Source organism: Rhizobium tropici CIAT 899 (assembly GCF_000330885.1).
In the GTDB taxonomy this organism is placed as follows: domain Bacteria; phylum Pseudomonadota; class Alphaproteobacteria; order Rhizobiales; family Rhizobiaceae; genus Rhizobium; species Rhizobium tropici.
In genome coordinates, this window is record NC_020059.1 from 446,128 (window position 1) to 472,376 (window position 26,249).

The 26,249-nt window shown below is 60.2% G+C and carries 29 protein-coding genes; 13 read left to right on the forward strand and 16 right to left on the reverse strand.

Annotation, left to right across the window (positions count from 1 at the left end; all coding sequences use genetic code 11):
* Window positions 1-133: 133 nt before the first annotated feature.
* Window positions 134-1,708 (reverse strand): 2-polyprenylphenol 6-hydroxylase, encoded by a 1,575-nt coding sequence (gene ubiB / locus RTCIAT899_RS02175; RefSeq protein WP_015338586.1) that lies wholly within the window; start codon window positions 1,706-1,708, stop codon window positions 134-136.
* A gap of 62 nt (window positions 1,709-1,770) precedes the next feature.
* A complete protein-coding gene (gene ubiE, locus RTCIAT899_RS02180) occupies window positions 1,771-2,547 on the reverse strand; it encodes a bifunctional demethylmenaquinone methyltransferase/2-methoxy-6-polyprenyl-1,4-benzoquinol methylase UbiE (RefSeq protein WP_015338587.1) in 777 nt (258 codons plus the stop codon).
* A 142-nt stretch (window positions 2,548-2,689) separates the two neighbouring features.
* Here ubiE and mutM point away from each other — a divergent pair, with 142 nt between their 5' ends.
* The 4 genes from mutM to dnaA all read left to right on the forward strand — a co-directional run bounded on the left by mutM (window position 2,690) and on the right by dnaA (window position 7,280).
* Complete coding sequence (gene mutM / locus RTCIAT899_RS02185) at window positions 2,690-3,580, forward strand: bifunctional DNA-formamidopyrimidine glycosylase/DNA-(apurinic or apyrimidinic site) lyase (RefSeq protein WP_015338588.1); 891 nt, start codon at window positions 2,690-2,692, stop codon at window positions 3,578-3,580.
* 34 nt (window positions 3,581-3,614) lie between these two features.
* The gene (locus tag RTCIAT899_RS02190) at window positions 3,615-4,388 is read left to right on the forward strand and encodes an enoyl-CoA hydratase (protein ID WP_015338589.1); all 774 of its coding nucleotides are present in this window, start codon (window positions 3,615-3,617) and stop codon (window positions 4,386-4,388) included.
* Window positions 4,389-4,581: 193 nt separating this feature from the next.
* On the forward strand, window positions 4,582-4,857 hold the full coding sequence (gene rpsT, locus RTCIAT899_RS02195; protein WP_015338590.1) for a 30S ribosomal protein S20: 276 nt from the start codon (window positions 4,582-4,584) through the stop codon (window positions 4,855-4,857).
* 872 nt (window positions 4,858-5,729) lie between these two features.
* The gene (dnaA, locus tag RTCIAT899_RS02200; RefSeq protein ID WP_015338591.1) at window positions 5,730-7,280 is read left to right on the forward strand and encodes a chromosomal replication initiator protein DnaA; all 1,551 of its coding nucleotides are present in this window, start codon (window positions 5,730-5,732) and stop codon (window positions 7,278-7,280) included.
* Between the two features lie 85 nt (window positions 7,281-7,365).
* Here the strand turns inward: dnaA and gcvA are convergent, their stop codons facing one another.
* Window positions 7,366-8,262: a transcriptional regulator GcvA gene (gcvA, locus tag RTCIAT899_RS02205; protein ID WP_015338592.1), complete on the reverse strand. Its 897-nt coding sequence runs from the start codon at window positions 8,260-8,262 to the stop codon at window positions 7,366-7,368.
* Between the two features lie 155 nt (window positions 8,263-8,417).
* Here gcvA and RTCIAT899_RS02210 point away from each other — a divergent pair, with 155 nt between their 5' ends.
* Window positions 8,418-9,341 (forward strand): DMT family transporter, encoded by a 924-nt coding sequence (locus RTCIAT899_RS02210; RefSeq protein ID WP_015338593.1) that lies wholly within the window; start codon window positions 8,418-8,420, stop codon window positions 9,339-9,341.
* A gap of 152 nt (window positions 9,342-9,493) precedes the next feature.
* Here RTCIAT899_RS02210 and hemW read toward each other — a convergent pair whose 3' ends face one another.
* From hemW to rph, 4 genes are read right to left on the reverse strand one after another with little or no spacing between them, the layout of a single operon-like run.
* Window positions 9,494-10,669, reverse strand: a complete 1,176-nt coding sequence (gene hemW, locus RTCIAT899_RS02215) for a radical SAM family heme chaperone HemW (protein ID WP_041677788.1) — start codon at window positions 10,667-10,669, stop codon at window positions 9,494-9,496.
* A gap of 36 nt (window positions 10,670-10,705) precedes the next feature.
* Window positions 10,706-11,350 (reverse strand): RdgB/HAM1 family non-canonical purine NTP pyrophosphatase, encoded by a 645-nt coding sequence (gene rdgB / locus RTCIAT899_RS02220; protein ID WP_015338595.1) that lies wholly within the window; start codon window positions 11,348-11,350, stop codon window positions 10,706-10,708.
* Between the two features lie 11 nt (window positions 11,351-11,361).
* Window positions 11,362-11,778: a VOC family protein gene (locus RTCIAT899_RS02225; protein WP_015338596.1), complete on the reverse strand. Its 417-nt coding sequence runs from the start codon at window positions 11,776-11,778 to the stop codon at window positions 11,362-11,364.
* Window positions 11,779-11,789: 11 nt separating this feature from the next.
* Window positions 11,790-12,506: a ribonuclease PH gene (rph, locus tag RTCIAT899_RS02230; RefSeq protein ID WP_015338597.1), complete on the reverse strand. Its 717-nt coding sequence runs from the start codon at window positions 12,504-12,506 to the stop codon at window positions 11,790-11,792.
* A gap of 172 nt (window positions 12,507-12,678) precedes the next feature.
* Here rph and hrcA point away from each other — a divergent pair, with 172 nt between their 5' ends.
* A complete protein-coding gene (hrcA, locus tag RTCIAT899_RS02235) occupies window positions 12,679-13,767 on the forward strand; it encodes a heat-inducible transcriptional repressor HrcA (RefSeq protein ID WP_015338598.1) in 1,089 nt (362 codons plus the stop codon).
* 123 nt (window positions 13,768-13,890) lie between these two features.
* Here hrcA and RTCIAT899_RS02240 read toward each other — a convergent pair whose 3' ends face one another.
* Entirely contained in the window at window positions 13,891-14,325 is a 435-nt protein-coding gene (locus RTCIAT899_RS02240) for a GFA family protein (RefSeq protein WP_041677185.1), read from the reverse strand.
* 215 nt (window positions 14,326-14,540) lie between these two features.
* Here RTCIAT899_RS02240 and grpE point away from each other — a divergent pair, with 215 nt between their 5' ends.
* Window positions 14,541-15,182, forward strand: a complete 642-nt coding sequence (grpE, locus tag RTCIAT899_RS02245; RefSeq protein ID WP_015338600.1) for a nucleotide exchange factor GrpE — start codon at window positions 14,541-14,543, stop codon at window positions 15,180-15,182.
* A 93-nt stretch (window positions 15,183-15,275) separates the two neighbouring features.
* On the opposite strand, the gene ptsN is transcribed toward grpE, so the two are convergent.
* The 6 genes from ptsN to lptC all read right to left on the reverse strand — a co-directional run bounded on the left by ptsN (window position 15,276) and on the right by lptC (window position 20,569).
* Window positions 15,276-15,740: a PTS IIA-like nitrogen regulatory protein PtsN gene (ptsN, locus tag RTCIAT899_RS02250; protein ID WP_015338601.1), complete on the reverse strand. Its 465-nt coding sequence runs from the start codon at window positions 15,738-15,740 to the stop codon at window positions 15,276-15,278.
* Between the two features lie 88 nt (window positions 15,741-15,828).
* Window positions 15,829-16,404 carry a ribosome hibernation-promoting factor, HPF/YfiA family gene (hpf, locus tag RTCIAT899_RS02255; RefSeq protein ID WP_015338602.1) on the reverse strand — a complete coding sequence of 192 codons (576 nt, stop codon included), beginning with the start codon at window positions 16,402-16,404 and terminating at the stop codon, window positions 15,829-15,831.
* Window positions 16,405-16,654: 250 nt separating this feature from the next.
* Window positions 16,655-18,214: an RNA polymerase factor sigma-54 gene (gene rpoN / locus RTCIAT899_RS02260; protein WP_015338603.1), complete on the reverse strand. Its 1,560-nt coding sequence runs from the start codon at window positions 18,212-18,214 to the stop codon at window positions 16,655-16,657.
* Between the two features lie 195 nt (window positions 18,215-18,409).
* Window positions 18,410-19,198 (reverse strand): LPS export ABC transporter ATP-binding protein, encoded by a 789-nt coding sequence (gene lptB, locus RTCIAT899_RS02265; protein WP_041677789.1) that lies wholly within the window; start codon window positions 19,196-19,198, stop codon window positions 18,410-18,412.
* 37 nt (window positions 19,199-19,235) lie between these two features.
* Entirely contained in the window at window positions 19,236-19,886 is a 651-nt protein-coding gene (locus tag RTCIAT899_RS02270; RefSeq protein WP_015338605.1) for an LptA/OstA family protein, read from the reverse strand.
* The gene (gene lptC / locus RTCIAT899_RS02275) at window positions 19,883-20,569 is read right to left on the reverse strand and encodes an LPS export ABC transporter periplasmic protein LptC (RefSeq protein ID WP_041677187.1); all 687 of its coding nucleotides are present in this window, start codon (window positions 20,567-20,569) and stop codon (window positions 19,883-19,885) included. The genes RTCIAT899_RS02270 and lptC overlap by 4 nt, the downstream gene beginning before the upstream one ends.
* A gap of 323 nt (window positions 20,570-20,892) precedes the next feature.
* Between lptC and sppA the strand changes: the two genes are divergently transcribed.
* The 3 genes from sppA to RTCIAT899_RS02290 all read left to right on the forward strand — a co-directional run bounded on the left by sppA (window position 20,893) and on the right by RTCIAT899_RS02290 (window position 22,684).
* Window positions 20,893-21,849 (forward strand): signal peptide peptidase SppA, encoded by a 957-nt coding sequence (gene sppA / locus RTCIAT899_RS02280; RefSeq protein WP_015338607.1) that lies wholly within the window; start codon window positions 20,893-20,895, stop codon window positions 21,847-21,849.
* 26 nt (window positions 21,850-21,875) lie between these two features.
* Entirely contained in the window at window positions 21,876-22,184 is a 309-nt protein-coding gene (locus tag RTCIAT899_RS02285; RefSeq protein WP_015338608.1) for an integration host factor subunit beta, read from the forward strand.
* 167 nt (window positions 22,185-22,351) lie between these two features.
* Window positions 22,352-22,684, forward strand: a complete 333-nt coding sequence (locus RTCIAT899_RS02290) for a LapA family protein (RefSeq protein WP_015338609.1) — start codon at window positions 22,352-22,354, stop codon at window positions 22,682-22,684.
* On the opposite strand, the gene RTCIAT899_RS02295 is transcribed toward RTCIAT899_RS02290, so the two are convergent.
* Window positions 22,676-23,134 (reverse strand): GNAT family N-acetyltransferase, encoded by a 459-nt coding sequence (locus tag RTCIAT899_RS02295; RefSeq protein WP_015338610.1) that lies wholly within the window; start codon window positions 23,132-23,134, stop codon window positions 22,676-22,678. The genes RTCIAT899_RS02290 and RTCIAT899_RS02295 overlap by 9 nt on opposite strands.
* 36 nt (window positions 23,135-23,170) lie before the next feature.
* Entirely contained in the window at window positions 23,171-23,623 is a 453-nt protein-coding gene (locus tag RTCIAT899_RS02300; protein ID WP_015338611.1) for an SRPBCC family protein, read from the reverse strand.
* A gap of 115 nt (window positions 23,624-23,738) precedes the next feature.
* Between RTCIAT899_RS02300 and RTCIAT899_RS02305 the strand changes: the two genes are divergently transcribed.
* From RTCIAT899_RS02305 to lspA, 3 genes are read left to right on the forward strand one after another with little or no spacing between them, the layout of a single operon-like run.
* On the forward strand, window positions 23,739-24,866 hold the full coding sequence (locus RTCIAT899_RS02305) for a class I SAM-dependent methyltransferase (protein WP_184461877.1): 1,128 nt from the start codon (window positions 23,739-23,741) through the stop codon (window positions 24,864-24,866).
* Window positions 24,863-25,723, forward strand: a complete 861-nt coding sequence (locus RTCIAT899_RS02310; protein ID WP_015338613.1) for a TrmH family RNA methyltransferase — start codon at window positions 24,863-24,865, stop codon at window positions 25,721-25,723. The genes RTCIAT899_RS02305 and RTCIAT899_RS02310 overlap by 4 nt, the downstream gene beginning before the upstream one ends.
* Window positions 25,720-26,238: a signal peptidase II gene (lspA, locus tag RTCIAT899_RS02315; protein WP_015338614.1), complete on the forward strand. Its 519-nt coding sequence runs from the start codon at window positions 25,720-25,722 to the stop codon at window positions 26,236-26,238. The genes RTCIAT899_RS02310 and lspA overlap by 4 nt, the downstream gene beginning before the upstream one ends.
* The last annotated feature ends 11 nt before the right edge of the window (window positions 26,239-26,249 follow it).

A 26,249-nucleotide genomic window follows, 5' to 3' on the forward strand; every position in this document is an offset into this window, starting at 1 on the left:
TCCGTGCCAGACAGACTGATTTTGAGGCGAGTGCGTACGTTGCGCAACTCTATGTTTGCGCGCGCATATGGCTTCCCGCCTCGGCCGGGCTATTTGGGCCAAGGCGAGGAAGAAGCATCAGAAAGCTTGGCGATCAGCTCAGATGCCAGGCGATATAGAGAAGCGTCAGCGCAATTACCCAAAGCGCAAAGCGGCCGGAGCGGCTGTGCTTGGCCTCGGCCTTGCCGATCGCTTCGGCGGTCTGCGGATCGAAACGCAGGCCGTTTTCGCTCATGTGCAGCAGTTCGTGGTGGAATTTTTCGGTCTTCGCCGCAATCTCAGGCGCGGCCTCCGCAAGCTTCACGGCCGCTTTCAAACCGTCCTTCAAATCTGTCATGATCCGCTTCGGGCCGAGATTGGTACGAATCCAGTCGCCGACCACCGGTTCAGAGGCCTTCCACATGTTGAAGCGCGGATTGAGCATGCGCGATACGCCCTCGACCACGACCATGGTCTTCTGCAGCATCACCAGCTCGGGCCGCGTTTCCATGTCGAAGAGTTCCGTTACTTCGAAGAGCAAGGTCAGAAGCTTGCCCATGGAGATGGTTTCGGCCGGCTGACCATGGATCGGCTCGCCGATCGCGCGGATGGCCTGCGCAAAACTCTCCGTATTGTGATGCGCAGGTACATAGCCGGCTTCGAAATGCACTTCGGCTACGCGGATATAGTCGCGAGTGATGAAACCGTAGAGGATTTCGGCCAGGAAACGGCGTTCCTTCTTCCCTAATCGCCCGACGATCCCCATGTCGACAGCGACGATCATGCCCGCTGCATCGACGAAAAGGTTGCCGGGATGCATGTCGGCGTGGAAGAAGCCGTCGCGCAGCGTATGGCGCAGGAAGGACTGGATCAGCGTATCGGCGAGCGCGTTGAGATCGTGGCCGGCCGCCTTCAGCCCCTCGACGTCGGACATCTTCACGCCGTCGATCCACTCCATGGTGATGACGTCGCGGCCGGTGCGTTCCCAGTCGACTTTCGGAACGCGGAAGCCCGGATCCCTCTCGGTGTTTTCGGCGATCTCGGAGAGCGCGGCCGCTTCCAGCCGCAGATCCATCTCGACCTTGGTGGTCTGCTCGAGCGTCTTGGTCACTTCCACCGGGCGAAGACGCCGGCTGGAGGGCATGAACCGCTCCTGCAGCCGTGAAACCAGATACATCGCCTTGATATCGTTGGAAAAGCGCTGACGTACGCCAGGTCGGACCACCTTGACGGCAACGCGCTTGCGGCCCTCTGCCGTCTCGATTTCGGCCGGATGCACCTGCGCTATTGAAGCGGCGGCGATCGGCGCGTCGAAGCTGGCATAGAGATCGTCGATCCGCCGGCCGAGCGAAGACTCGATGGCCGCGGTCGCGGTTTCATGCGGGAAGAAGGCCATCCGATCCTGAAGCTTGGACAGGTCGTTGGCCATATCCACACCGACGACATCGGGCCGGGTCGCCAGGAACTGACCGATCTTCACATAGGAGGGGCCGAGCCGCTCGACTGCCTGGGCAAGCCGGTCGCTGCGGGCCTGGCTCTTCGCCTTCCGGCGCGCAAAGATGCTGACGAAGGATTTGGCGAGGCTGACGGAGGGCGGCAGCCCTTCCGATGGCAGCGCCATGACCACGCCTTCGCGCACGAGCACCCAGCCGACCCGAACAAGGCCGAAATATGCGCCGAAAGCACTCATATCGTCTCAAGGTCTCGGAACGTGGAGGCCAAAAGCCGGATCGGGTGACTGGACATCATGCTTCAGAGTTTCCAGCCGGAGTGCAGCGCGGCGATGCCGCCGGTGTAATTGGTGAAGCTCACACGCGAGAAGCCGGCCTCGCGGATCATCGTCGCGAAGTCCTGCTGGTTCGGGAATTTGCGGATTGATTCCACCAGATATTGATAGGGCTCGGCATCACCGGTGATCGCCTTGCCGAACTTCGGAATGGCGTTGAAGGACCAGGCGTCGTAGACGCGGTCGAGCAGCGGCAGATCGACTTCGGAGAATTCGAGCACGAGCAGCCGGCCGCCGCGCTTCAGCACGCGATAGGCCTCCTTCAATGCAACATCGATGCGCGGCACGTTGCGGATACCGAAAGCGATCGTATAGGCGTCGAAGGAGTTCGGCTCGAAAGGCAGTTCCTCGGCATTCGCCTCGACGAAGGTGAGGTTGTCGGAAAGCTTCTTTTTCTCGGCGCGCTCGGCGCCGACGGCCAGCATCGAGCCGTTGATATCGAGCACCGTTGCATGCGCCAGGCGGTTCGAGGCTTCCACGATGCGGAAGGCGATATCGCCCGTGCCGCCGGCAACGTCGAGCACCTTGTAGCCAGGCTCCTTGCGCGGGTTGAGCGCTGATATCATCGCGTCTTTCCAGGCACGATGCATGCCCATGGACATGACGTCGTTCATGACGTCATAGCGCTTGGCGACCTTGTGGAACACCTCGTTGACGAGGCCCTGCTTTTCGCCATCGGCTACTTCGCGAAAGCCATAGGATGTTTCCATGCCGCCATCGGCGGAGGTGCGGCTGTCTGCCATCGGCTCAACTCCGTTACACAATTAAGCGGCGGACCATAGCGAAATCGCGTTTGCCACGCTATCTCATCAGCCAGATCACCAGCCGCAATGCCTTGGGCTATAGCTCAGATCATAAGCGGTTGAAACATAAAGATGGATAGCCATGCCGGAATTACCAGAGGTCGAAACCGTCAGACGCGGCCTTGCGCCTTCCATGGAGGGTGCCGTTCTGAAGAAGCTGGAGCTGCGCCGCAACGATCTGCGCTTTCCTTTCCCGGCCGATTTCGCTCGGCATGTTGCGGGCCGCGGCATCACGTCGCTGTCCCGCCGCGCCAAATACCTGCTGATCGATCTCGACGACGGCAAGACGATCGTCGCGCATCTCGGCATGTCAGGCTCGTTCCGGGTGGAGGAAGGTGCTGCGGCCGAGACGCCAGGAACCTTCCATCATCCCCGCTCCAAGGACGAGAAGCATGATCACGTCCTCTTCCATCTGGTGGGTGCAAGCGGCGATGCGCGCGTCATCTACAATGACCCGCGCCGCTTCGGTTTTATGGATCTCGTCCGGCGGACCGAGATGACCAGCCATCCCTTCTTCCGTGATCTCGGGCCGGAACCCACGGGCAATGAACTGAGTGCCGATTATCTGGCTAAGCGCTTTGGCGGCAAGGCGCAGCCGCTGAAGAGCGCGCTGCTCGACCAGAAAAACATCGCGGGCCTCGGCAATATATATGTATGCGAGGCGCTGTGGCGTTCTCACCTGTCGCCGTTGCGCGCCGCCGGGACGCTGGTCACGGATGCCGGACAGCCGACCGAAGCGCTGTTCACGCTCGTCGATGCCATCCGCGAGGTCATTGCTGATGCGATCGCTGCAGGCGGTTCGTCGCTGCGCGACCATATCCAGACGGACGGTTCGCTCGGCTATTTCCAGCACTCCTTTTCCGTCTATGATCGCGAAGCACAGCCTTGCCGTACGCCCGGCTGCGGCGGTACGGTCAGTCGCATCGTCCAGGCGGGGCGCTCTTCTTTCTACTGCGCCTCCTGCCAAGGGTGATTGACGGGCCAAAGCTGATAAAAGGGAGAGAGAAGTGGCTTACGAAACCCTCATTGTCGAAACACATGGGGCCGTCGGCCTCGTCCGGATCAATCGGCCGCAGGCGCTGAACGCGCTGAACTCAACGGTCCTCTCCGAGCTGAAGCAAGCCTATGCCGCTCTTCATCTTGACGATGCCATCGGTGCGATCGTGCTCACCGGTTCGGAAAAGGCCTTCGCTGCCGGCGCCGACATCAAGGAAATGCAATCGCTCGATTTCGTTGACGCCTATAAGAATGACTTTTTCAGCGGCTGGGCCGAGATTGCCAATGCCCGCAAGCCTGTCATCGCGGCGGTCAGCGGCTTTGCGCTCGGCGGCGGCTGCGAAGTGGCGATGATGTGCGATTTCATCATCGCCTCGGAAACCGCCAAATTCGGCCAGCCGGAAATCACGCTCGGCGTCATCCCTGGCATGGGCGGCTCGCAGCGTCTCACGCGTGCGGTCGGCAAGGCCAAGGCGATGGACCTCATATTGACGGGCCGGATGATGGATGCGGTAGAGGCGGAGCGTTCCGGCCTTGTGGCGCGCGTCGTACCGGCAGACAAGCTGCTCGACGAGGCGCTGGCCGCCGCCGCCAAGATCGCTTCTTATTCCGGTCCCGCCGTGATGATGGCCAAGGAGGCGGTCAATCGTGCCTTCGAAACCACGCTCGAGGAGGGACTGCGCTTCGAACGCCGCCTGTTCCATAGCCTGTTCGCCACAGAGGATCAGAAGGAGGGCATGGCGGCCTTCGTCGAGAAGCGCAAGCCAGCCTTCAAGAACCGGTAGGGACCAAGATTCCGGAATTACGCGGGTTTGGCGAGAATCCGCGTTGACGCCGCGGCTCATTCCGGTTATATGCCCGCCACAGTTTGGAAAGCCGCTCTGGTTTTCCGCAATTGCTCCCGCATTGCTGGATGAAGTGGCCATGGGGCCTACGCCGCAACGATGGAGTTTTGTTCGAATTCTAAGAGAGGCATACATGGCCAATACTACCTCGGCGAAAAAAGCGACCCGTAAGATCGCCCGCCGCACCGATGTCAACAAGGCTCGTCGCTCGCGCGTTCGCACGTTCGTTCGCCAGGTCGAAGAAGCCATCGCATCGGGTGATGCGGATCGCGCAAAGACAGCTTTCATTGCTGCTCAGCCGGAACTGGCTCGCGCGGCAAAGAAGGGCGTGCTTCACGCCAACACCGCTTCCCGCAAGGTTTCGCGTCTTGCCAAGCGCGTGAAGGCCCTTTCGGCCCCCACCGCATAATCTTTCGTTAACGAGTCTATCGTTAGTATTAAGCCCGGCCCTCGCGCCGGGCTTTTTGGATTCAGCCAAAAAAATGCCGCATTGCCAAAATTGACTGCTCGATCATGTCAGTGACGTGACAGAAATATACATTTTAAAACAATGGCTTACGGCAGGATATCTCAGCGCTGGGTGATCTGCATGACGCATTGCCGGCTCACAACTGAGTCAAGGGATATTTTATTTTTTTTCTTTTGAAAGCTGTGAGAATCGCGGTCGACAGGAATCTCTTTGATTCAACAGCGATTCTTTTTTGAAGGGCTTGTGACAGTCAAAAATGGCCTCCTGAGTCAATGGCCGCCTCTTAATTTTGTGTAAAATTCATCGTTGATATCTGCCTTCGATCCTGCCTAAATGGATTTCAACAAGGGGCGCGGATTTCACCTTAAACGGCTTCGGCAAACACCGTTACGTATGGCGGTGGAGGTGGTTTTGTCTCTTGTGACGGAGCGGTTCAGTTCCGTTTTTTCAAACAGTTGACGAGTAAGAACCGGAAGCGGCGACGCTTGCGGAACGAGGAAGCTTGTCTGTCCTTTGCGGCCCAAATCATTGGCGCGGCTGCGGGGAGGGGAGAAAAATTGACAGCCATTGGAGCGGTCAATCGGAATACGAGGGCCGATTGATGCTCCGGTTACAGACGCCGAGACGAATGCTGCTTTAAAGAGCGGTTTTCGCCACAGTGTTCCTGTAAAGCCTGCTGGCCGGGCGTGGCTGATGAACCGGTATGCGGCGCAGCTTGGGACAACGAGCGCGATCGTCATGCCATGGCGAAGAACCAGGGGCGGCAGTGATGTGCTCCCGCCCTATAAAGAGACTTTGGAAGGCGGCACTATATGCAGATACATACGAGGGCGACGGGTGCGTTGGAAAATGGGGACAATGCGCAGGCGTTCGGTGCGGTTTGCTTAGAAGCGGCGGGGGAAAAGGGCGACGTGGCGCGAAATAATTTGTTCGAGCGCGTCAGCGCGCGCTTGAAGGCTCAGGTCGGACCCGATGTCTATGCCAGCTGGTTTGCGCGGCTCAAGCTTCATTCGGTATCGAAGAGCGTCGTTCGCCTCACGGTCCCGACGACATTTCTGAAGTCCTGGATCAACAATCGCTATCTCGATCTCATCACCAGCCTGTTCCAGGCTGAGGATGCCGAGATCCTCAAAGTCGAAATTCTGGTGCGCACCGCAACCCGGCAGGGCGCGAAGCCATCTGTCGATGAGCAGCCGGCGGTGCCGGACCAGGCGGCTGTCGCGCCGATCCGTCGCGCCGTCGCCCAGCCGGCCGGCCAGGTGGTTGCCCAGGCCGTGAGTGCGGCTGCGGCTGCGCGGCCCGCAACGGCGGGCGCGCCGCTGTTCGGCTCTCCGCTCGATTCCCGCTTCACCTTCGATACGTTCGTTGAAGGCAGCTCGAACCGTGTCAGCCTTGCTGCGGCAAAGACCATCGCCGAAGCTGGCTCCGGCGCCGTGCGTTTCAATCCGCTCTTCGTCCATGCAACGGTTGGCCTTGGCAAGACCCACCTTCTGCAGGCGATCGCGAATGCGGCAGTACAGAACCCGCGCGGCCTGCGGGTCGTCTACCTGACGGCGGAATATTTCATGTGGCGCTTCGCAACCGCGATCCGCGACAATGACGCACTGACGCTGAAGGACTCGCTGCGCAATATCGATCTGCTCATCATCGACGACATGCAGTTCCTGCAGGGCAAGATGATCCAGCATGAGTTCTGCCATCTGTTGAACATGCTGCTCGACAGCGCCAAGCAGGTCGTCGTTGCCGCCGATCGCGCTCCCTGGGAGCTGGAATCGCTCGACCCGCGCGTGCGTTCGCGCCTGCAGGGCGGTGTGGCGATCGAAGTCGAGGCGCCGGACTATGAAATGCGCCTTGAGATCCTCAAGCGCCGTCTCGATGCTGCCCGCCAGGACGATCCGTCGCTGGAAATCCCGGCCGAGCTTCTCTCGCATGTCGCCCGCAACGTGACCGCCAGCGGCCGCGAACTGGAAGGAGCCTTCAACCAGCTTATCTTCCGCCGTTCCTTCGAGCCGAACCTGACGGTCGAGCGCGTCGATGAACTGCTGGCGCATCTGGTCGGCTCCGGCGAGCCGCGCCGTGTCCGCATCGAGGACATTCAGCGCATCGTCGCACGTCACTACAACGTGTCGCGCCAGGAGCTGGTTTCGAACCGCCGCACGCGCGTCATCGTCAAGCCGCGCCAGATCGCCATGTATCTGTCGAAGACGCTGACGCCGCGTTCCTTCCCGGAAATCGGCCGCCGTTTCGGTGGTCGCGATCATACGACTGTGCTGCATGCGGTGCGCAAGATCGAGGAGCTGATTTCCGGCGACAGCAAGCTGTCGCACGAGATCGAGCTGCTGAAGCGCCTCATCAACGAATAGGCCGGGTATCGGCGTTCACCACACGAGCTACGGCCGGCTTCATTGCCGGCCGTTTCTTTTGGGCGATCAGGCGGGCGAAGTACGCCTATGCCGATGGCGTTGTGCGTGAAACCTCGGAAAATAGCCACGCACGCAGCACCGCTATCGCCGGTCTTTCCAGCGCACCGGGCTGATAGACAAGATGGTAGGCAAGCGCGCTTGCAAATCCCGTCGGGAATGGCGCAACAAGCGTGCCGTCAGCCAGTTCCTGCTCCACGAAGGAGCGGCGCATCAAGGCGATGCCAAGGCCAGCCTTCATGGCGTGGTAGGCGCCCATGCCGTCGGTAAAGACCGGCCCATGCATGGCATCCACCCGCGTTGCCCCGACGGCCTTCAGCCAGAGCTCCCAGTCGCGCCGGTAGACGTCATGGATCAACGTCAGGGTGGCGAGATCGTCAACCGCAGGGGAGGGGCCGAATGCAGCCGCCATTTCCGGCGTACAGACCGGAACATATTCGTCATCGAGAAATCGTTCGCTTGCCAATCCCTCATAGCCGCCGAGGCCGTGGCGGATGGCAAGATCGATCCCATCCCGCTGGAAATCCATCATGCGATAGGACGCGCTGATGCGCAGGTCGATATCGGGATGGGCCTCCTCGAAGCGCCGCAGCCGCGGCACCAGCCAGTGCGTGGCGAAGCCGGCTGTGCAGGTAAGGGTCAGCACCGTATCGTTGGAGCGCATTGCGAGAGCCGCTGTCGCCTCGCGGATGAGGCGGAATGCCGTTCGCATCGTCGCAAAATATTCGGCACCTTCACTCGTCAGCGCCAGGCTCCGGGCTCGCCGCTCGAAAAGCCGCACGCCGAGGGCGCTTTCGAGGTCGCGGATCTGCAGGCTGATGGCGCCCGGCGTCACATGCAGCTCATTTGCCGCCAGTGTCATGCTGAGATGCCGGGCGGAGGCTTCAAAGGCGCGCAGCGCCGAAAGGGATGGCAATTGATCCATGATGATTGAGCTCAGCTAAATCATGATTTGAAAAAGACTCGCTTGTCAGAGTCTCTATATAGCGAGATTATTCCAGTAATAGCGGGGGTTGGCAATGATGTCGCGATTGGCCGCTGATAAGTAAAACTCAATCAGCTGATGCTGGAGATAGTCTCATGCTACAGAAATCCATGGGTGCGGTCGAATGGAGCATGCTGGTGGGGCTATCCATCCTGTGGGGCGGCTCCTTCCTGTTCAATGGCATCCTGGTGCGCGAACTGCCGCCCTTCACCATCGTTACCGCGCGCGTCGCGCTCGCCGCCATTGCTTTGCATGTCATCGTGCGCGCCACCGGCCATGCGATGCCGAAAGATCGCCAGACCTGGCTCGCCTTCTTCGGCATGGGCTTCCTCAACAATGTCATTCCGTTCCTGCTGATCGTATGGGGGCAGACCCATATCGCCAGCGGCCTCGCATCCATCCTCAATGCCACCACGCCGCTCTTTGCTGTCGTGGTCGCCCATTTCCTGACCGAGGATGAGAAGATGACCGGCAATCGCCTGATCGGCGTCATCGTCGGCTTCGCCGGCGTCGCCCTGATGATCGGCCCTTCGGTGCTTGCAAGCCTCGGCTCCAACGTGCTGGCGCAGCTTGCCGTGCTGGGTGCCGCCTTCAGCTACTCGCTGGCCGGCATATTCGGCCGCCGTTTCCGTCGCATGGGGCTGGCACCGATCATTCCCGCCGCCGGCCAGGTCACAGGATCGGCGATAATGCTTCTGCCGATCGCGCTCTTCGTCGATCGCCCCTGGACGCTGGCCATGCCATCCACCGAGACCTGGCTGGCTCTGGCCGGCCTGGCAATTCTGTCCACCGCCATCGCCTATGTGCTGTTCTTCCGCATTCTGGCAACGGCCGGCGCCACCAATCTGATGCTGGTCACCTTCCTCATTCCCGTCAGCGCCATCCTGCTTGGCGCGCTCGTTCTCGGCGAGAGCCTGCAGTCGAAGCATTTTATCGGCATGGCGCTGATCGCGGTGGGTCTGGCGGCAATCGATGGGCGCTTATTTATCCGCTCCTTGAGGGGGAGGGTCGGCACGTAGTGCCGGGGTGGGGTGATCTCGTCGACAACCGAGTCATCGTACACACGGGGGTCACTCCTACCTGCCGGCCGCGCCCCCTTCTCCCCAAGGGGAGAAGGAGATTCCGGTGCTCATCCGCCCCATATGCGAGTCCCCTGCCCTCAAGGGAGGTGTTAACAGGCTAGATCGGCGACGACCGAATCGAGAACCAGCATCCCAGCCGGCGTGCAGCGCAGGCGGGAATTGCCGATCCGCTCTATGAAACCGTGTTCCAGTAAAAACGCCTCGCGCTGCGGATCGGGATCGCGCCCGGACAGCTGCTGCCAGCGGGCTAGATCGACGCCCTCTCGCAGCCGCAGGCCCATCAGCAGCAATTCGTCGGCCTGTTCGTCGAAACCCAGCATTTCCTGGTCAATCATGCCGTGGCCGTCGCGCTCGACCATCTCGAGCCAGCTCTCTGGCTTACGTTCGGTCGCCGTCGCCAGCTTCTGCGGGCCACGCGTCAGGCGGCCATGGGCGCCGGGGCCGATGCCCGAATAGTCGCCATAGCGCCAATAGGTGAGATTGTGCCGGCTCTCGGCGCCGGGACGCGCGTGATTTGAAACCTCATAGGCCGGCATGCCCTCGCGCTCGGTAATCTCCTGCGTCGCCTCATAAAGCAGCGCCGATTGATCGCCATCGGGCACGATCAGCTTGCCGGCCTTGTGCAGTCCATAGAACGGCGTGCCTTCCTCGATCGTCAGCTGATAGAGCGAGAGATGATCGACCGCATAGGAGATCGCCTCTTTCAGCTCGCGCTCCCATTCCTCGACGGTCTGATTCGGGCGAGCATAGATAAGGTCGAAGGACATGCGCGGGAAGATTTCGCGCGCCAGTCTGATTGCCTTCAGCGCATCCTCGACATTGTGCAGCCGGCCGAGGAATTTCAGGTCGCGGTCGTTCAGTGCCTGCACGCCCATCGATACGCGATTGACCCCGGCGGCGCGGTAGCCTCGAAAGCGCTCTGCTTCGACGCTCGACGGATTGGCCTCCATGGTGATCTCGATGCCGTCAGGCACATGCCATGTCCTGGCAATGCCATCAAGGACGGCACCGACCGTCTCGGGCTTCATCAGCGAAGGCGTGCCGCCGCCGAGGAAGACACTGGTCACCGTCTTCGGCCCGCTGATCATCCGCATCGTCGCCATTTCCTTCAGAAAGGCGGCCGCGAAGCGCTCCTGATCGACAGGCTGATGGCGGACATGGCTGTTGAAATCGCAATAGGGACACTTGGCTGCGCAGAAAGGCCAATGCACATAGACGCCGAAACCGGGTTCGCCGGTATCGGGCAGCAATTGCGCTCCGCGCATCAGATCCTGCGTATCTACGACTTCCACGGGGTTAGCTTACGCCTCCAGGCAGGTTTCGACAAAGATCTTGAAGGCGCGGGCGCGATGTGAGAGCGCCTGCTCGTCGCCGGGCTTCCAGCCATGCTTCTGCTCGGCGCTCATTTCGCCAAACGTAGTCTCGTATCCCTTGGGCTGGAAGACCGGATCGTAGCCGAAGCCCTGGCTGCCGCGCGGTGGCCAGACGACCGTGCCCTCCACTTCGCCGCGGAAAAGCTCGGTATGCCCGTCCGGCCAGGCAAGGCAAAGCACGCTGACGAAGCGAGCGGTGCGGCTCTCCGGCGTGTTGGCGCCGGCCTTTTCCAGGGCGGTTTCGACCTTCTGCATTGCCATGGCGAAATCGCGCGTGCCGTCAGCCGTTTCGGCCCAATTGGCGGTATAGACGCCGGGATCGCCGCCGAGCGCATCGATCACCAGGCCGGAATCATCCGAGAGTGCCGGCAGACCGGAGGCATTGGCGGAAGCAAGCGCCTTGATCGTCGCATTTTGCTCGAAGGTCGTGCCCGTCTCGTCCGGCTCGATGAAGTTCAGATCGGCGGCAGACTTGGCGGTAAAGCCGAGCGGGCCGATCAGATCGCGGATTTCCTGGATCTTGCCGGCATTGTGGCTGGCGACGACAATGGTCTTGGTCTCGAGCTTGCGCATGTGCTGTCCTGTCATAGGCCCCAGATGCGGGGTTCGGCGCATTCCAGGCTGTTGCCGGCCGGATCGCGGAAATAGATCGAACGGCCGCCATTCGGCCAGTGAAAATCGGCTTCGATATCGACACCCGCTGCCTTCAGCCTCTCGGCCATGGCTTCGATTTCGTCGTTGTCGATGCGAAAGCAGACGTGACCTTGTCCCTCCGTGCCGTGCGGCGGCACGGGCAGGGCACCTGGCTCATGCGGCTTGACCGTCTCTTCGCTGTTGAAGATCAGGAGCACGCCTGGCCCGCAGCGATAGAAGACATGGCGGTTGCCGCCGCGCGAGATCTTCTGCAATCCGAGTATGCCGCCATAAAAGGCCTCGGCTGCATCGAGATCGTCCGCATAGAGTGCGGTTTCAAGGACGCCTGCGAGGGCCGGGTCAGCCATTCAAAATATCCTCAGGCGATAGCCTGCTTCTGCAGCTCCACCAGTTCGGCAATGCCGTTCTTGGCCAAATGCATCAGCGTGGCGAATTCCTCTTCGCTGAAAGGGGCACCCTCAGCCGTTCCCTGGATCTCGACGATGCCGCCCTTGCCCGTCATGACGAAATTGGCGTCGGTCTCGGCCGAGGAATCCTCGAGATAATCGAGATCGATGACAGGCTGATCGGCAAAGATGCCGCACGAGATGGCGGCGATGTGATCCTTCAGCACCCGCTCGACCTTCACCATGTTGCGGCTTTCCATCCATTTCAGGCAATCGTAAAGCGCGATCCAGCCACCGGTGATCGAGGCCGTGCGCGTACCGCCATCGGCCTGGATGACGTCGCAATCGACGGTGATCTGGCGCTCGCCGAGTTCTTTGAGATCGACGACGGCGCGCAGCGATCGGCCGATGAGGCGCTGGATTTCCTGCGTACGGCCGCCCTGCTTGCCGGCGGCAGCTTCGCGCTTCATGCGCTCGCCCGTGGCGCGCGGCAGCATGCCGTATTCGGCCGTGACCCAGCCCTTGCCGCTGTTGCGCAGCCATGGCGGCGTCTTGTCTTCCAGGCTTGCCGTGCAGAGCACATGCGTATCGCCGAATTTCACCAGGCAGGAGCCTTCCGCATGCTTGGAAAAATTGCGCTCGAACGATACCTTGCGCATCTGGTCGGTTTTTCTGCCTGAAGGCCGCATTCCACTCTCCTGAATGTTCGTTGACCGCTTCTACGACCCGCAGGCCGCTTTTGCAAAGGAAAAGCAGGCTGCAAAGCCCCTCGGCAGCCTTGGCGACATTTTTCCCTTTTGCCATTGCTAACTGAATGATTATATTTTGCCTAAGGCTCAACGGAATGGATCTGACAGCGAAATGGTATTCACGACATCGTCGGTCTCGGATGTCATTGCTGCACTGGACGAACGCTCCAAGGAAATCTTCCGTCGCATCGTCGAAGGCTATCTTGAGAACGGCGAGCCATTGGGTTCGCGCAATCTCTCGCGCCTCTTGCCCATGTCGCTGTCGCCGGCTTCCGTGCGCAATGTCATGAGCGATCTGGAAGAGCTGGGGCTCATCTATTCGCCGCATGTGAGCGCCGGGCGATTGCCGACCCAGGTGGGCCTACGCTTCTTCGTCGATGCCTTCATGCAGGTCGGCGACCTCTCGGCCGAGGACCGCGCCAATATCGACCGGCAGGTGCGCGGCAGCAATCGCGACCAGCCGGTGGAATCGATGATGTCGGAGGCAAGCCGGGTGCTGTCGGGCATCTCTCGCGGCGCCGGTCTCGTCATCACCTCCAAGAGCGATCCGGTTCTCAAACATGTGGAATTCATTCGGCTGGAGCCGACCAAGGCACTCGCCGTGCTCGTCGGCGAGCACGATCAAGTCGAAAACCGCATTATCGAGCTGCCGGCCGGCACCACATCGTCGCAGCTGACGGAAGCCGCCAACTTCCTCAACGCCCATATGACCGGCCAGACCATGCCGGAATTGCGGCGGCAGCTGCAAACTCTCAAGGAAAGCGTGCGCCAGGAGCTGGATAGCCTCTCCCATCAGCTGGTCGAGCGCGGCATCGCCGTCTGGTCCGGCGGCGATGACGACGGCAAGCCGACGCAGCTTATCGTTCGAGGTCATTCCAATCTACTCGCCGAAATCGGCGGCGCGGAGGATCTGGATCGTCTGCGCCTGCTTTTCGACGATCTGGAGAAGAAGGACAGCCTGATCGAGATCCTCAATCTCGCCGAAAGCGGACCGGGCGTGCGCATCTTCATCGGCTCGGAAAACAAGCTCTTCTCGCTGTCGGGCTCTTCGCTGATCGTTGCGCCCTATCGCGATGATGATGACCGCATCGTCGGCGCCGTCGGTGTCATCGGCCCGACGCGGCTGAATTACGCCCGCATCGTGCCCATGGTCGATTATACCGCGCAGCTGATCTCGCGGCTTTCGCGGCCGGGAATCTGAGGAGAGGATATAGAGTAATTCCAGGAAAAGTGCGCAGCGGTTTTCTGTCCGGAATTGCGAGGCAACAAAGAGATGGAGCGGTTCAGGGATTCCATAAAAACTGAACCGCTCTAGCTGCTGCGGTCAATCGGGAAGCAAGGTTCCCGACCCGCCCATCTCGGCTGGTAAATCCTTCTGCTTCGGCAGCCCGTCCTTCAGATGCAGCACCGTCGTCTCGTAGTTGACATGCAGGCCAGGCTGAAAATCGAGGTCGGGCAGGACGGCCGCGTAGACATCGGTCACGCCCCACGGCGGATGCTCGGTCAGAAGATGACCGCCGCAGACTGTGCACCACTTGCGCACGCTCTTCTCGGTCTTCTGGTAGCTGCCGATCTTGTCCGCGCCTTTGGTGACGCGCACGGCTTCCGGCGGCCAGAGCGAGAAGGCGTTGATCGGCCCTGCCGACCATTCCCGGCAGGAGTCGCAATGGCAGTAGCCCATCGCCATTGGCTCGCCATCGACTGCGATTTCCACCGCGCCACAGAAACACTTGCCTGAAAGGGATTTGCCATTAGACATTGATGTCACCCCACGCTGTGCTGAGATGTATTTCAGAATACCACCGCTAGGGAGGGCTGAACAGCCGATGTCACAAGCGGCAGCAATGGGCAGGGAGAGGTATTGCCGTCATCGCAAAGCCGCGAATTGGCTGTTCTTCTCGACAAAGCCTTGATTTTTTCCGATCAAACCTCGATATCGGGCACATCCAAAGACCAAGCAATTCGGAGACCGTCATGACCGACGAAACAACAAAAACCGGACCTGACGCCACGGCGGCCGACACGTCAGCGGATTTCGCGCAGGATGCAGCGGAAACCGTAGATGCGGCCGAGCCGTCCCAGCCAGATCCGGTTGAGCTGCTGAAGGCCGAAAACGGCGAACTGCGCGATCGCTATCTTCGCCTGGCTGCCGAGATGGACAACCTCCGTCGCCGCACCGAGCGCGATGTGAAGGATGCAAAGTCCTATTCCGTGGCAAGCTTTGCCCGCGACATGCTCTCTGTGGCAGACAATCTGCGCCGCACGCTGGATGCCATTCCTGCTGAAGCACGCGCCGGTGCCGATGCCGGCCTTAAGACGCTGATCGAAGGCGTCGAGATGACCGAGCGTTCGATGTTGTCGGCTCTCGAGCGTCACGGCGTGCGCCAGCTCGAACCGATCGGACAGAAGTTCGATCCCAATTTCCATCAGGCCATGTTCGAAGTGCCCAATCCCGAGGTGCCGAACAACACGGTCGTTCAGGTCGTGCAGGCAGGTTTCGCCATTGGCGATCGCGTTCTGCGCCCGGCCATGGTCGGCGTTGCCAAGGGTGGCCCGAAGATCGTCGAAAATGCCGAGCAGGGCGCCAATAGTCCACTGGATGAAAAAGACGCCTGATCCTCTTTCGGGCAACGCCACTAAAAGAAAGAGCCGGACGATCTCTGATCGTCCGGCTCTTATTTTTGCCTTGGTCCGATGCGATCCAAGCCGTCAGGCAGCGTTGGATGCCTGCTCCTCGTTGAGGAAGGCGTAAATGGCGGAGGCGGAATCGGTGGCGCGGAGCTTGGCGACAAGATCCTGGTCCCGCAGAACGCGGGCAATGCGGGAGAGCGCCTTCAGGTGGTCTGCGCCGGCGCCTTCGGGTGCGAGCAGCAGGAAGACGAGATCGACGGGCTGGTCGTCCAGCGCCTCGAAATCGACGGGCGCCTCAAGGCGTGCGAAAATGCCGGCGATGGACTTGATGCTGGCAAGCTTGCCGTGAGGAATGGCGATACCGTTGCCGACGCCGGTGGAGCCGAGGCGCTCGCGCTGCAGTACGACGTCGAAGATTTCGCGCTCGGGCAATCCGGTCAGCTTGGAAGCTTTGGCGGCCAACTCCTGAAGCAGTTGTTTTTTGGAATTTGCCTTCAAGGCGGGGATGATCGCATCTTGCTGTAGCAAATCTGCCAATGCCATTCTCTTTATCCTTCGTGTCGCCGAGAACCGATGACGGGCAAGCGGCGGCCAGCTGCGATGATGCGCGGCCGCCGCTTATCTTCTATTCTCAGCCTTTGATATTGGCTGCGTCGATCCAGCCAATGTTGCCGTCCTGACGGCGGTAGACGATGTTCAAGTGCTCGTTGCCGGGGCTGCGGAAGAGCAGCAGCGGTTCGTCGGTCATGTCGAGTGCCATCACGGCAGTCGCCACCGACATGGTCTTCAATTGCTTCGTACTTTCTGCGACGATCGCTGGCGCGAAATCGGCAGGAATTTCCTCATCGTCGTCCGGAATGCCGTCCATGACCGTATAGGCGACTTCCGCCTGCCCGTTCACATGGTTGCCGGCCTGATGGTCCTTGAGTTTGCGCTTGTAACGGCGCAGGCGCTTTTCGATGCGCTCGGACGCTGCATCGAAAGCAAGCTGCGGGTCCATGGCTTCGCCGGCAGCATGCAATACCACGCCGCTATCGAGATGAAGCTTGCAATCGGCCGCGAAGCGCGAACTGGACTTGTGTACAGTTACCTGACCTGAATACCCCCCGTCGAAGTATTTGGTCACGGCCATACCGATCTGGTCTTCTATCCGCTGGCGGAAGGAGTCACCAATTTCCATATGTTTACCGGAGACACGCACACTCATGGAGTTTCCCTTCTTGTAGTGGTTATTGCGCGTATCAGTTTACGCCAAGCCTCAAGCTCATCCAAGCACTTCACGCAGTTAAAGGCAAATTGCGTATATCGACCGCCTTTTGGATGGTGGGGATAAGTTTCATGGTCGTGCTGTCCTGCAGCGATTGCGGCGGGCTTCTAGCCCCGCCGCATGGGAAAGTCAACTGCGTCTTAACGGACTGTTAGGAGTTCTGCAGCCTATGGTTGAGAGTTGCCGCCCGTCAGAAACCGGAAACTTTGGCCAAAGCCCGCTTCTCCCGGCGCCGTTGCACTGAGGAGGGGATGTTCATGGCTTCCCGATACTTTGCAACCGTGCGGCGAGCAAGCTCTATCCCGCCCTTCTTCAGCGTATCGACGATATCGTCGTCGGACAGAACCGCATCCGGGCTCTCGTTCGTGATCAGCAGGCGGATCTTGTGACGTACGGCTTCGGCGGAATGGCTGTCGCCGCCTTCGACGGCGCCGATCGAAACCGTGAAGAAATATTTGAGCTCGAACAGACCGCGCGGCGTCAGCATGTATTTGTTCGAGGTCACGCGGCTGACCGTCGATTCATGCATCTTGATGGCGTCCGCCACGGTTTTCAGGTTGAGCGGCCGCAGATGGTCGACGCCATGCAGCAGGAACGCGTCCTGTTGCCGCACGATCTCGCTTGCCACCTTCATGATCGTCTTGGCGCGCTGGTCCAGGCTGCGGGTCAGCCAATTGGCGTTCTGCAGGCATTCCGATAGGAAGGCGTGGTCCTGGCTGGTCTTGCTGACGGAGGCGAAATAGGACTGGCTCACCAATACCCGCGGCAGCGCATCGGGATTGAGCTCCACCAGCCAGCTCCCGTCCGCAGAGGGCCGCACGACGATATCGGGCATGATCGCCTCCGATATCTCGGTCTCGAAACCGCTGCCGGGCTTGGGGTTGAGCTGACGGATTTCCGTCATCATGTCGAGCAGATCTTCCTCATCGACACCGCAGACCCGCTTCAGCGTAGCAAAATCGCGCCGCGCGAGCAGTTCAAGGTTTTCGATCAGTCGCTCCATGGCGGGATCGAAGCGATCCTTCTGCCGAAGCTGGATCGCCAGGCATTCGCTGAGGCAGCGGGCAAAGACACCGGGAGGATCGAGCTGCTGCAGGGTGTCCAGAACCCGTTCCACATCGGCAAGCGTTGTGCCGAGCCGTTCGGCCGTTTCGTTGAGCTCGGCGCGCAGATAGCCGGTGTCGTCGAGCTGGTCGACAAGATGCTGGGCAATCAGCCGATCGGCCATGGCGGGAAGCGAAAATGGGATCTGTTCGTTCAGATGATCACGCAGCGACACCTGGCCGGCGACGAAGTCGTCTAGATCATAGCTCTCACCGGCTTCCCCCCCTGGCATGGACTTCCATTGGCTGAGCAGCTCCGGCGCATCGGCGCGCTGCGGGCTGCCGTCGTCAGGAAAGATATCGCCGAAATTGGTGTCGAGCTCGTCGCTCAGCCGGTTGGCATTGCCGGTATTGTCACTCTCATACCAGTCGCTCGCAAGGTCGCCGGCATCGCGTCCGGAGCCATCCTCGCCATGGGTTTCCTCCATGGCCTCGAACCGTTCGTCCTTCGGCTCACGGTCGCTGGTACTGCCTAGATCCTCGTCATTTGACGCAAATTCCAGCAGCGGATTCTTCTCGACTTCCTGCGCGATGAATTGGGTGAGCTCGAAATGCGTCATCTGCAGCAACTGGATGGACTGCATCAGTTGCGGTGTCATCACCAGGCTCTGGCTTTGGCGCAGGAAAAGATTGGCCGATAGTGCCATGGCGGACGCGGGACTCCCCTTGAACTCCTCGGGAATCCGCGTCTTTTATCACTAAAATTCTCGCGAAATTCCAACTGGCCCAAAAATTGCTTTTTTATTGGATTTGGTCAAGCGGAACTGTGAAGCCGAAGTAAATTTCCGGCGCGCGGTAGCATCCGCTAATATTGGCGGATTGGAAGATGGCATTTCAGCCTATCAGAGGCTGAAATTGTCACCCAGATACAGCTTGCGTACTTCAGGGTTGCTGACGATATCGTTCGCCCTGCCGTGGGTCAGCACCTCACCCGCATGGATGATGTAGGCGCGGTCGATCAGGCCGAGCGTTTCGCGAACATTGTGGTCCGTGATCAGCACGCCGATTCCGCGTGCGGTCAGATGATGCACAAGGTTCTGGATATCCGCGACCGAAATCGGGTCGACGCCGGCGAAAGGCTCGTCGAGCAGCATGAAGGTCGGGTCGGTCGCCAGCGCGCGGGCGATTTCGAGGCGGCGCCGTTCGCCGCCCGAAAGTGCGATCGCCGGCACCGTGCGCAGATTGCGAATGTGGAACTCTTCCAGCAATTCGTCGATCTTGCGCTCCCGCTTCGTCTTGTCCTTTTCATGGACCTCGAGCACGGCGCGGATGTTTTCTTCAACGGTCAGGCCGCGGAAGATCGAGGCTTCCTGCGGCAGGTAGCCGACGCCGAGCCGCGCACGGCGGTACATCGGCATCGACGTGACGTTGTTGCCGTCAATTTCGATCGTGCCCTCATCGACCGGCACCAGCCCGGTGATCATGTAGAAACAGGTTGTCTTGCCGGCGCCGTTCGGCCCCAGCAGGCCAACAGCCTCGCCACGCCGTACCACCAGCGAAACGCCATTCACGACGCGACGCCTGCCGTAGGTCTTGGTGAGGCCGCGGGCGATCAGCGTGCCTTTATAGCGTGCCTTGTCGGCGGCCGGTGCGCCGGATGCCGCAGAAGACGGCCCGGGCACGCCGGGCAAGGTGGAAGTTGTCGATGTCGTCACGAGGGGACCGGTATCAGTTTTTCTTTTGTTGTTGCTGCACTTGCTGCGACTTCGGGTCGAGCTGGATCTGGACGCGGCCGCCGCAGGAATCCAACTGGGCTTCGCCTGTCGCCATGTGCACGGTAAGCTGGCAGCCGGTGAAAACGTTCGGCCCGTCAGTCAGAACCACTTTCTTGCCCTTGAGGATGGCAAGCTGGTTGGTCATGTCGAAGGAGCCGTCCTCCGCCGTCGCCGTCTGCGTTCCGGAAACGAGGTAGACCTTGTCGTTGACCAGAATGTGGTCGATGTTGGCATCGCCAGACACCAGCGACTGGTTCTGTTCCTTGGCCACCTTCGCGACCGGATTGTCGGGCTGCTTGGCGTCACCCGCCTGCTTCTTCTTGTAGAAGACCGTCATCTTGCCGGCCTGCATGGTCGTCGTGCCCTGCACGACCTTGACGTTGCCGGTGAATACGGCCTGGCTTTCCTGGTCGTGGATCTCCAGCTTGTCGCTTTCGATCTGGATCGGCTGATCCTTGGAAAGGGCAAGGCCCGGCATCGAGCTGGTCGTCGACTGTGCGCCGGCCTCGGCAGCGGCGAAGAATGCTGCGGCGCCAAAGGCACAGAGAAGGCCTGCCTTGCGCAAGCCGGAATTGAAAATTGAATTAGGCCAATACTTTGTCATGAACCGCCCGGCTTCTGTTGGCTATCTGAATTATGGAGAGTGGTGGGTTCGATGTTCATCCGAACCTGCCCGTCGAATTCGATTACGCTCCCCTTATCCGTCATCTTGAGCGAACGCGCAACAACCGACATACCGCCTCGGCTGATTGCGACCTGATCCTGGCTGGAAAGGTCTCCCTTCTTCACGTCCAGGAAGGCGGTCTTGAATTCCGCGTGCAGGCCGTTGTCCATAATGATGGTGAAGGGTTCGGTCAGCTTCAGCGTATCGGCCTGGCGATCGAAATCCGCGCTTTGGGCCGTGACGTGGGCGATCACATCCGTATTGACCGGCATGGATGCCTTGATGGTCTTGAGCGTGATCATATTCGGGTTCTTGATATCCTGCAGCGCTTTTTCGGCAAGCAGCGAATAGCTGATGCCATCCTTGTTGCGGCCGGATATGGCAGGGCGCTCCATGACCACCTTGCCATCCTCGATCTTGGCACCCTCGATCCGGATGTCGGCGGGCAGATAGGCGCGGATGACCGAGACGACGATAAACAGGAGCGAGACCACGACGGCGGCAAGCGGCAACAGCACTCTCAGCCGCTTCACGCGGTTAGAGTGGAAAATCGCGTCTTTATACGCGTTCCGTTCCGGCACCGAGCGCATTGCCTCGCCGGGGGGCTCGATCGTATTGAGCATGCAACTGGTCCGTCTTCTATGATCCGGAAAACCGCATTCACGCTATGCGAGGCTGTGCCAAAAAGCCTATCGGATCGTTTCGCATTATTGCACTGGCTTGCCAATATGGATTTTTTCCTGCCATGGGCGAATTTTAGCAGAAAATATGCCATCGGCCGGTTTCATCAGGTCGGGCGATGTCCTATCTGATGAACGACAGAGCGACGTCCCGCCGACGACATCGAAAACGGGAAACGCTTTTCTCTGAGGATTGTGCCCGTTTCAAGGTGTCATACATCCGGTTTGCAGTGCTTTCAATTTGTTGCGGGGAGAAATAAGGCGTGATGGACAGTTCTGCAATCGCGGATCGGCGACAATTGCGCCGCAAGCTCGGTTTCTGGCGCATTGTTGCCGTTTTGCTCGTGGTGGCATTGGGCTTTGCGTTTTATCGCTTCGTCTCTGCCGATCTGCCCGATGCGCGCGGTCCGCAGATCGCCCGCGTCAAGATTTCCGGGCTCATCCAGGACGATCCGGAGCTTCTGGAGCGGCTGAAGAAGATCCGCGACAATGACCAGGTCAAGGCGCTGATCGTGTCGATTTCCTCGACGGGCGGAACGACCTATGGTGGCGAGCGGATATTCAAGGCGATCCGCGCGGTCGCCGCCAAGAAGCCGGTCGTGTCGGATATTCGCACCGTCGCGGCCTCGGCTGGCTACATGATCGCGACAGCCGGCGACGATATCGTTGCGGGCGATACCTCCATCACCGGGTCGATCGGCGTCATCTTTCAGTATCCGCAGGTCAAGGATCTGCTCGACAAGGTCGGCGTTTCGCTCGACGAGATCAAATCGGCACCGCTGAAGGCCGAACCGTCGCCGTTCCATCCCGCCAGCGAAGACGCCAAGAACATGATCCGCAATATGGTCATGGACAGCTACGCCTGGTTCGTGGATCTGGTCGCCGAGCGCCGCAAGCTGCCGCGCGATCAGGTGCTGAAGCTTGCCGACGGCAGCATCTTCACCGGCCGCCAGGCGCTGCAGAACAAGCTGATCGACACGCTCGGCGGCGAGGACGAAATCCTTGCCTATCTCGAAACGCGCAAGGTCAAGAAGGACCTGCCGATCGTCGATTGGAAGCCGGAAGACAAAACTTCGTCCTTCTTTTGGCCGGGTGCCGCTTCCTGGTTGCTAAATCGCCTCGGTTATGATGATTTTATTAAAGGAGAGAGCCTCCAGAAAATCATGACCGATAAGTTGTTTCTTGACGGCCTGCTTTCTGTTTGGCAGGGTGCAGCCAATTGATAAATCAATGATTTAAGGGGATAGCTGTGATTAAGTCGGAACTGGTGCAGATTGTTGCCGCCCGCAACCCGCATCTCTATCACCGCGACGTCGAAAATATTGTCAATGCTGTCTTGGATGAGATCACCGATGCGCTCGCAGCGGGAAACCGAGTTGAGCTTCGCGGCTTCGGTGCCTTTTCCGTCAAGAACCGGCCTTCACGCTCCGGTCGCAACCCACGCACCGGCGATACCGTCTTCGTCGAGGAAAAATGGGTTCCCTTCTTCAAGACGGGCAAGGAATTGCGCGAGCGCCTGAATCCGGGCGCCGGCGACGATGAGGAAGACGACAACTGATCGGGCCATTCCGGCCGAGTTTTCCCAAATGCGCCGACGAAAATAGTTGTCGGACATGATTGTGCCGCGACGCGGTGGCACTTGAATTCAGCCGCCTCTTTTCTATTCTGCGGCTGAAGGTGGCTTGGGTGCGTGGCACTCATGGCCGCGGACAAAGGAGCTGCGCAATGGCCAAGAAGATCGTCAATCTGCTGATATTGCTGCCGCTCGGCATCATCCTCATCATATTCTGCGTTGCCAACAGGCAATCCGTCACTTTGGCGCTCAATCCCTTTCGGCCGGAGGATCAGGTACTGTCGCTGAATGCGCCCCTGTTCGTGCTGTTGTTTGTGGCACTGATCCTCGGCATGATCGTCGGTGCCGCGGTCACTTGGGTCAATCAGGGAAAGCATCGCAAGCGCGCGCGTAACCAGTCGCGCGAGGCTGTACGCTGGCAGGCTGAAGCGGACAAGCATCGCACGCGCGCCGAAGAGATCGTCGGGCAGCTGCCGTCAAAGTGAAGCGGCGTTGCCGAGCCGCATCTCTTTATAATCCCCTTCCGGCGACGCGCCGTCGCCGATGATCTCGAAGCCGAGCATCCTGTAGAACGCCATGGCGCGGATGTTCTTGACCAGGCATTTCAGCCGATAGCGGCGCCCTGGCCAATCCGGCAGTGCGGCCAGTAGTGCCTTGCCCGCGCCACGGCCCTGGAAGGCCGGCAGTATATAGAGCATGTGGATGAAGTCGTCCGGCTCCCAAATCGCGGCGAAGCCGGCGACCGTGCCATGCTCATCTTCGCAGACGAACAGACGCTCGCCATTCGTCTGAGTGGCGAAGTCTTCCAGTATAAAGCGATCGGGGTCGACCCAGCGGAATGTCTCGCGGCGGACCTGGAGGTAAATCTCCGCGAGCGTCTGCATGTCCTGTTCGCGTGCGGGCCGGACGGCCCATGTCTGAGATTTCGATGTCATGATCGACTATATGGGCGCCAAATATGCGCTCGGCAATCAGGCGCCGGACTGACCGTTGATCGCCGCGGTGAAATCGGAAAAAAACTGCTGTGCCAGCTTCTTGGCGCTCGAATCGACCAGCCGCGAGCCGAGCTGCGCGATCTTGCCGCCGACCTGCGCCTTCGCCTCGTATTGCAGGATGGTCTCGTCGCCGTCTTCCTTGAGCACGACGTCGGCGCCGCCCTTGGCGAAACCGGCAATTCCGCCCTTTCCCTCGCCTGAAATCGTGTAGCTTTCTGGCGCGTTGATGTTGGAAAGCTTGACCTCGCCATTGAAAGAGGCGGAAACCGGGCCGATCTTCAGCTTTACGGTCGCGGTCAGTTCCGTCGGCGAGATCTTTTCCAGGCTTTGGCATCCCGGGATGCATTGCTTGAGGATCTCCGGATCGTTCAGCGCCGCCCATACGGCGTCCCTGGGTGCTGCGATCCGCTCCTCGCCGGTCATGTCCATGCGCAATCCTCCCAATGTGACATTTTGTGCATGGATCATCGCAGATCGGAAAGCGCTTTGCCAAGTGGCGGCCAGATGCTATTTGCACGCACATATCAATTTTGAGACAAGCATGGTGAAACATAGGGAAAGCCGGCCCGGCCAGAAAACCACGGGCGGTCTCGGGGCAAAACCCCGGCGTGATATGCCCGGCAAGCCGCCGGCAAAGCCCGCGCATGCTTCGAGGCCAGCCAAGCCTTCGCGTGATCATGGCGAGCGGGTGATCGAGCCGCGCGATGCGGCGACCGCTTCCGCAGCGCCGGAACGTCCGCTGATCGCCCGAATCGGCGAGAGGCCGATGGAGCGCGTGCCTGTCATTCTCGAGTCGCTCGGTGCCGGCGATTTCCACCTGATCGACAGCGGTAATGGCCTCAAGCTCGAACAATACGGTCCCTATCGCATCGTGCGGCCGGAAGCACAGGCGCTATGGCCGCCATCGCTCGCCGCGCATGTCTGGGACAATGCCGATGCGATTTTCACTGGCGATACGGACGAGGACGGCATGGGCCGCTGGCGTTTTCCGCGCGAAGCGCTCGGCGAGACCTGGCCGCTGCAATTACTTGGCGTCGATTTCCTCGGCCGCTTCACCGCCTTCCGACATGTCGGGGTCTTTCCGGAGCAGATCGTGCACTGGGCCTGGATGAAGGAGCAGGTAGAGACGGCGAAAAGGCCGCTCAAGGTCCTGAACCTCTTCGGCTATACCGGCGTTGCCTCCCTGGTGGCAGCCGCTGCTGGTGCGGAAGTGACCCATGTTGACGCGTCCAAGAAGGCGATCGGCTGGGCGCGGGAAAACCAGGCCTTGGGCCGCATGGAAAAACTGCCGATCCGCTGGATCTGCGAGGATGCGATGAAGTTCATCCTCCGCGAAGAGCGGCGCGGCAACAAATACGATATCATCCTCACCGATCCGCCGAAGTTCGGCCGCGGCCCGAACGGCGAGGTCTGGCACCTGTTCGAACACCTGCCGCTGATGCTCGATATCTGCCGCGAAATCCTGTCGCCGAAGGCGCTCGGCCTCGTGCTGACGGCCTATTCCATCCGCGCCAGCTTCTACTCGATCCATGAGCTGATGCGCGAGACCATGCGCGGCGCCGGCGGCGCGGTCGAATCCGGCGAACTCGTGATCCGCGAGGCCGGCCTTGATGGCCGCACGCCGGGCAGGGCGCTTTCCACCTCTCTCTTCAGCCGCTGGGTGCCGAAATGAACCAGGATTTCCGCAATGACGGCCCGCGCAAGGTCGGACAGGTCAAGGAGGTCACCTCGCTTGCCAACCCGATCGTCAAGGACATCAAGGCGCTGACGGTCAAGAAGTCCCGCGAGGAAAGCGGCGCCTTCCTCGCCGAAGGGCTGAAGCTCGTCATCGACGCGCTCGAACTCGGCTGGACGATCCGCACGCTTGTTTATGCCAAGGCCGCCAAGGGCAAGCCTCTCGTCGAACAGGTGGCCGCCAAGACGGTGGCGGCCGGCGGGCTGGTGCTTGAGGTCAGCGAAAAGGTCATCGGTTCGATCACCCGCCGCGACAATCCGCAGATGGTGGTCGGCGTCTTCGAGCAGCGCTGGCAGCAGCTTCGGGATGTCAAGCCGAAGACGGGCGAAACCTGGGTGGCGCTCGACCGCGTCCGCGATCCCGGCAATCTCGGCACGATCATCCGCACCGCCGATGCGGCCGGCGCTTCCGGCGTCATCCTCGTCGGTGAGACGACCGATCCCTTTTCGCTGGAAACCGTACGTGCCACCATGGGCTCGGTCTTCGCCGTTCCTGTCGTCAAGGCGACGCCGGAAGAGTTCCTGGCTTGGAAGAAGAAGGCTGAGGTTTCCGTTTTTGCCACCCATCTGGCTGGCGCGGTCGATTACCGCACCATCGATTACAAGAAGAAGCCCGTCGTCATCCTGATGGGCAACGAGCAGTCCGGCCTGCCGGATGCCCTGGCGAAAGAGGCCGATGCGCTCGCCCGCATCCCGCAGGCCGGCCGCGCCGACAGCCTCAATCTGGCGGTCGCGACGGCAGTCATGCTGTTCGAAGCCCGCCGCCATATCCTGACCCTGAGCGAGACCCGATGACCGAAAGCGAGACCCACGAACGGCCGACTGCAAAGCCAGCCCTGTTTTCGCGGCCCCTGCCAATCCTGATCTTCATCGTGGTTGCCGTTGTTCTCGACCAGGCCATCAAGATCATGGTCGACAACTGGCTTCCCTTACAGGAAATGGTGCCGGTCATCCCGATGCTGGCCCTTTATCGTACCTATAATCTCGGCGTGGCCTTCTCGATGCTGTCGGGCATGGATGGCTGGTTCATCGTCGGGATGCGGCTCGTCATCGTTGCCTTCGTGCTGTGGCTCTGGCGACGCACGCCCGATCACCGCTGGCTGGCGCATACGGGCTTTGCCCTAATCATCGCCGGCGCTCTCGGCAATCTACTCGACCGCTTTCTCTATGGCCACGTGATCGATTACATCCTCTTTCATACGCAGACGTGGTCTTTCGCCGTCTTCAATCTTGCCGACAGCTTCATCACCGTCGGCGCAGGCTGCGTCATTCTCGACGAGCTTCTCATGCCGAAAAAGGCAAAAGCGTAAAATTCTATCGA

What these genes read in the sequence shown, in the direction of transcription:
- ubiB (WP_015338586.1), bottom strand. Translation starts at nt 1,708, where the DNA reads ATGAGTGCTTTCGGCGCATATTTCGGCCTTGTTCGGGTCGGCTGGGTG.
- ubiE (WP_015338587.1), bottom strand. Translation starts at nt 2,547, where the DNA reads ATGGCAGACAGCCGCACCTCCGCCGATGGCGGCATGGAAACATCCTAT.
- mutM (WP_015338588.1), top strand. Translation starts at nt 2,690, where the DNA reads ATGCCGGAATTACCAGAGGTCGAAACCGTCAGACGCGGCCTTGCGCCT.
- rpsT (WP_015338590.1), top strand. Translation starts at nt 4,582, where the DNA reads ATGGCCAATACTACCTCGGCGAAAAAAGCGACCCGTAAGATCGCCCGC.
- dnaA (WP_015338591.1), top strand. Translation starts at nt 5,730, where the DNA reads ATGCAGATACATACGAGGGCGACGGGTGCGTTGGAAAATGGGGACAAT.
- gcvA (WP_015338592.1), bottom strand. Translation starts at nt 8,262, where the DNA reads ATGGATCAATTGCCATCCCTTTCGGCGCTGCGCGCCTTTGAAGCCTCC.
- RTCIAT899_RS02210 (WP_015338593.1), top strand. Translation starts at nt 8,418, where the DNA reads ATGCTACAGAAATCCATGGGTGCGGTCGAATGGAGCATGCTGGTGGGG.
- hemW (WP_041677788.1), bottom strand. Translation starts at nt 10,669, where the DNA reads ATGCGCGGAGCGCAATTGCTGCCCGATACCGGCGAACCCGGTTTCGGC.
- rdgB (WP_015338595.1), bottom strand. Translation starts at nt 11,350, where the DNA reads ATGCGCAAGCTCGAGACCAAGACCATTGTCGTCGCCAGCCACAATGCC.
- RTCIAT899_RS02225 (WP_015338596.1), bottom strand. Translation starts at nt 11,778, where the DNA reads ATGGCTGACCCGGCCCTCGCAGGCGTCCTTGAAACCGCACTCTATGCG.
- rph (WP_015338597.1), bottom strand. Translation starts at nt 12,506, where the DNA reads ATGCGGCCTTCAGGCAGAAAAACCGACCAGATGCGCAAGGTATCGTTC.
- hrcA (WP_015338598.1), top strand. Translation starts at nt 12,679, where the DNA reads ATGGTATTCACGACATCGTCGGTCTCGGATGTCATTGCTGCACTGGAC.
- RTCIAT899_RS02240 (WP_041677185.1), bottom strand. Translation starts at nt 14,325, where the DNA reads ATGTCTAATGGCAAATCCCTTTCAGGCAAGTGTTTCTGTGGCGCGGTG.
- grpE (WP_015338600.1), top strand. Translation starts at nt 14,541, where the DNA reads ATGACCGACGAAACAACAAAAACCGGACCTGACGCCACGGCGGCCGAC.
- ptsN (WP_015338601.1), bottom strand. Translation starts at nt 15,740, where the DNA reads ATGGCATTGGCAGATTTGCTACAGCAAGATGCGATCATCCCCGCCTTG.
- hpf (WP_015338602.1), bottom strand. Translation starts at nt 16,404, where the DNA reads ATGAGTGTGCGTGTCTCCGGTAAACATATGGAAATTGGTGACTCCTTC.
- rpoN (WP_015338603.1), bottom strand. Translation starts at nt 18,214, where the DNA reads ATGGCACTATCGGCCAATCTTTTCCTGCGCCAAAGCCAGAGCCTGGTG.
- RTCIAT899_RS02270 (WP_015338605.1), bottom strand. Translation starts at nt 19,886, where the DNA reads ATGACAAAGTATTGGCCTAATTCAATTTTCAATTCCGGCTTGCGCAAG.
- lptC (WP_041677187.1), bottom strand. Translation starts at nt 20,569, where the DNA reads ATGCTCAATACGATCGAGCCCCCCGGCGAGGCAATGCGCTCGGTGCCG.
- sppA (WP_015338607.1), top strand. Translation starts at nt 20,893, where the DNA reads ATGGACAGTTCTGCAATCGCGGATCGGCGACAATTGCGCCGCAAGCTC.
- RTCIAT899_RS02290 (WP_015338609.1), top strand. Translation starts at nt 22,352, where the DNA reads ATGGCCAAGAAGATCGTCAATCTGCTGATATTGCTGCCGCTCGGCATC.
- RTCIAT899_RS02295 (WP_015338610.1), bottom strand. Translation starts at nt 23,134, where the DNA reads ATGACATCGAAATCTCAGACATGGGCCGTCCGGCCCGCACGCGAACAG.
- RTCIAT899_RS02300 (WP_015338611.1), bottom strand. Translation starts at nt 23,623, where the DNA reads ATGGACATGACCGGCGAGGAGCGGATCGCAGCACCCAGGGACGCCGTA.
- RTCIAT899_RS02310 (WP_015338613.1), top strand. Translation starts at nt 24,863, where the DNA reads ATGAACCAGGATTTCCGCAATGACGGCCCGCGCAAGGTCGGACAGGTC.
- lspA (WP_015338614.1), top strand. Translation starts at nt 25,720, where the DNA reads ATGACCGAAAGCGAGACCCACGAACGGCCGACTGCAAAGCCAGCCCTG.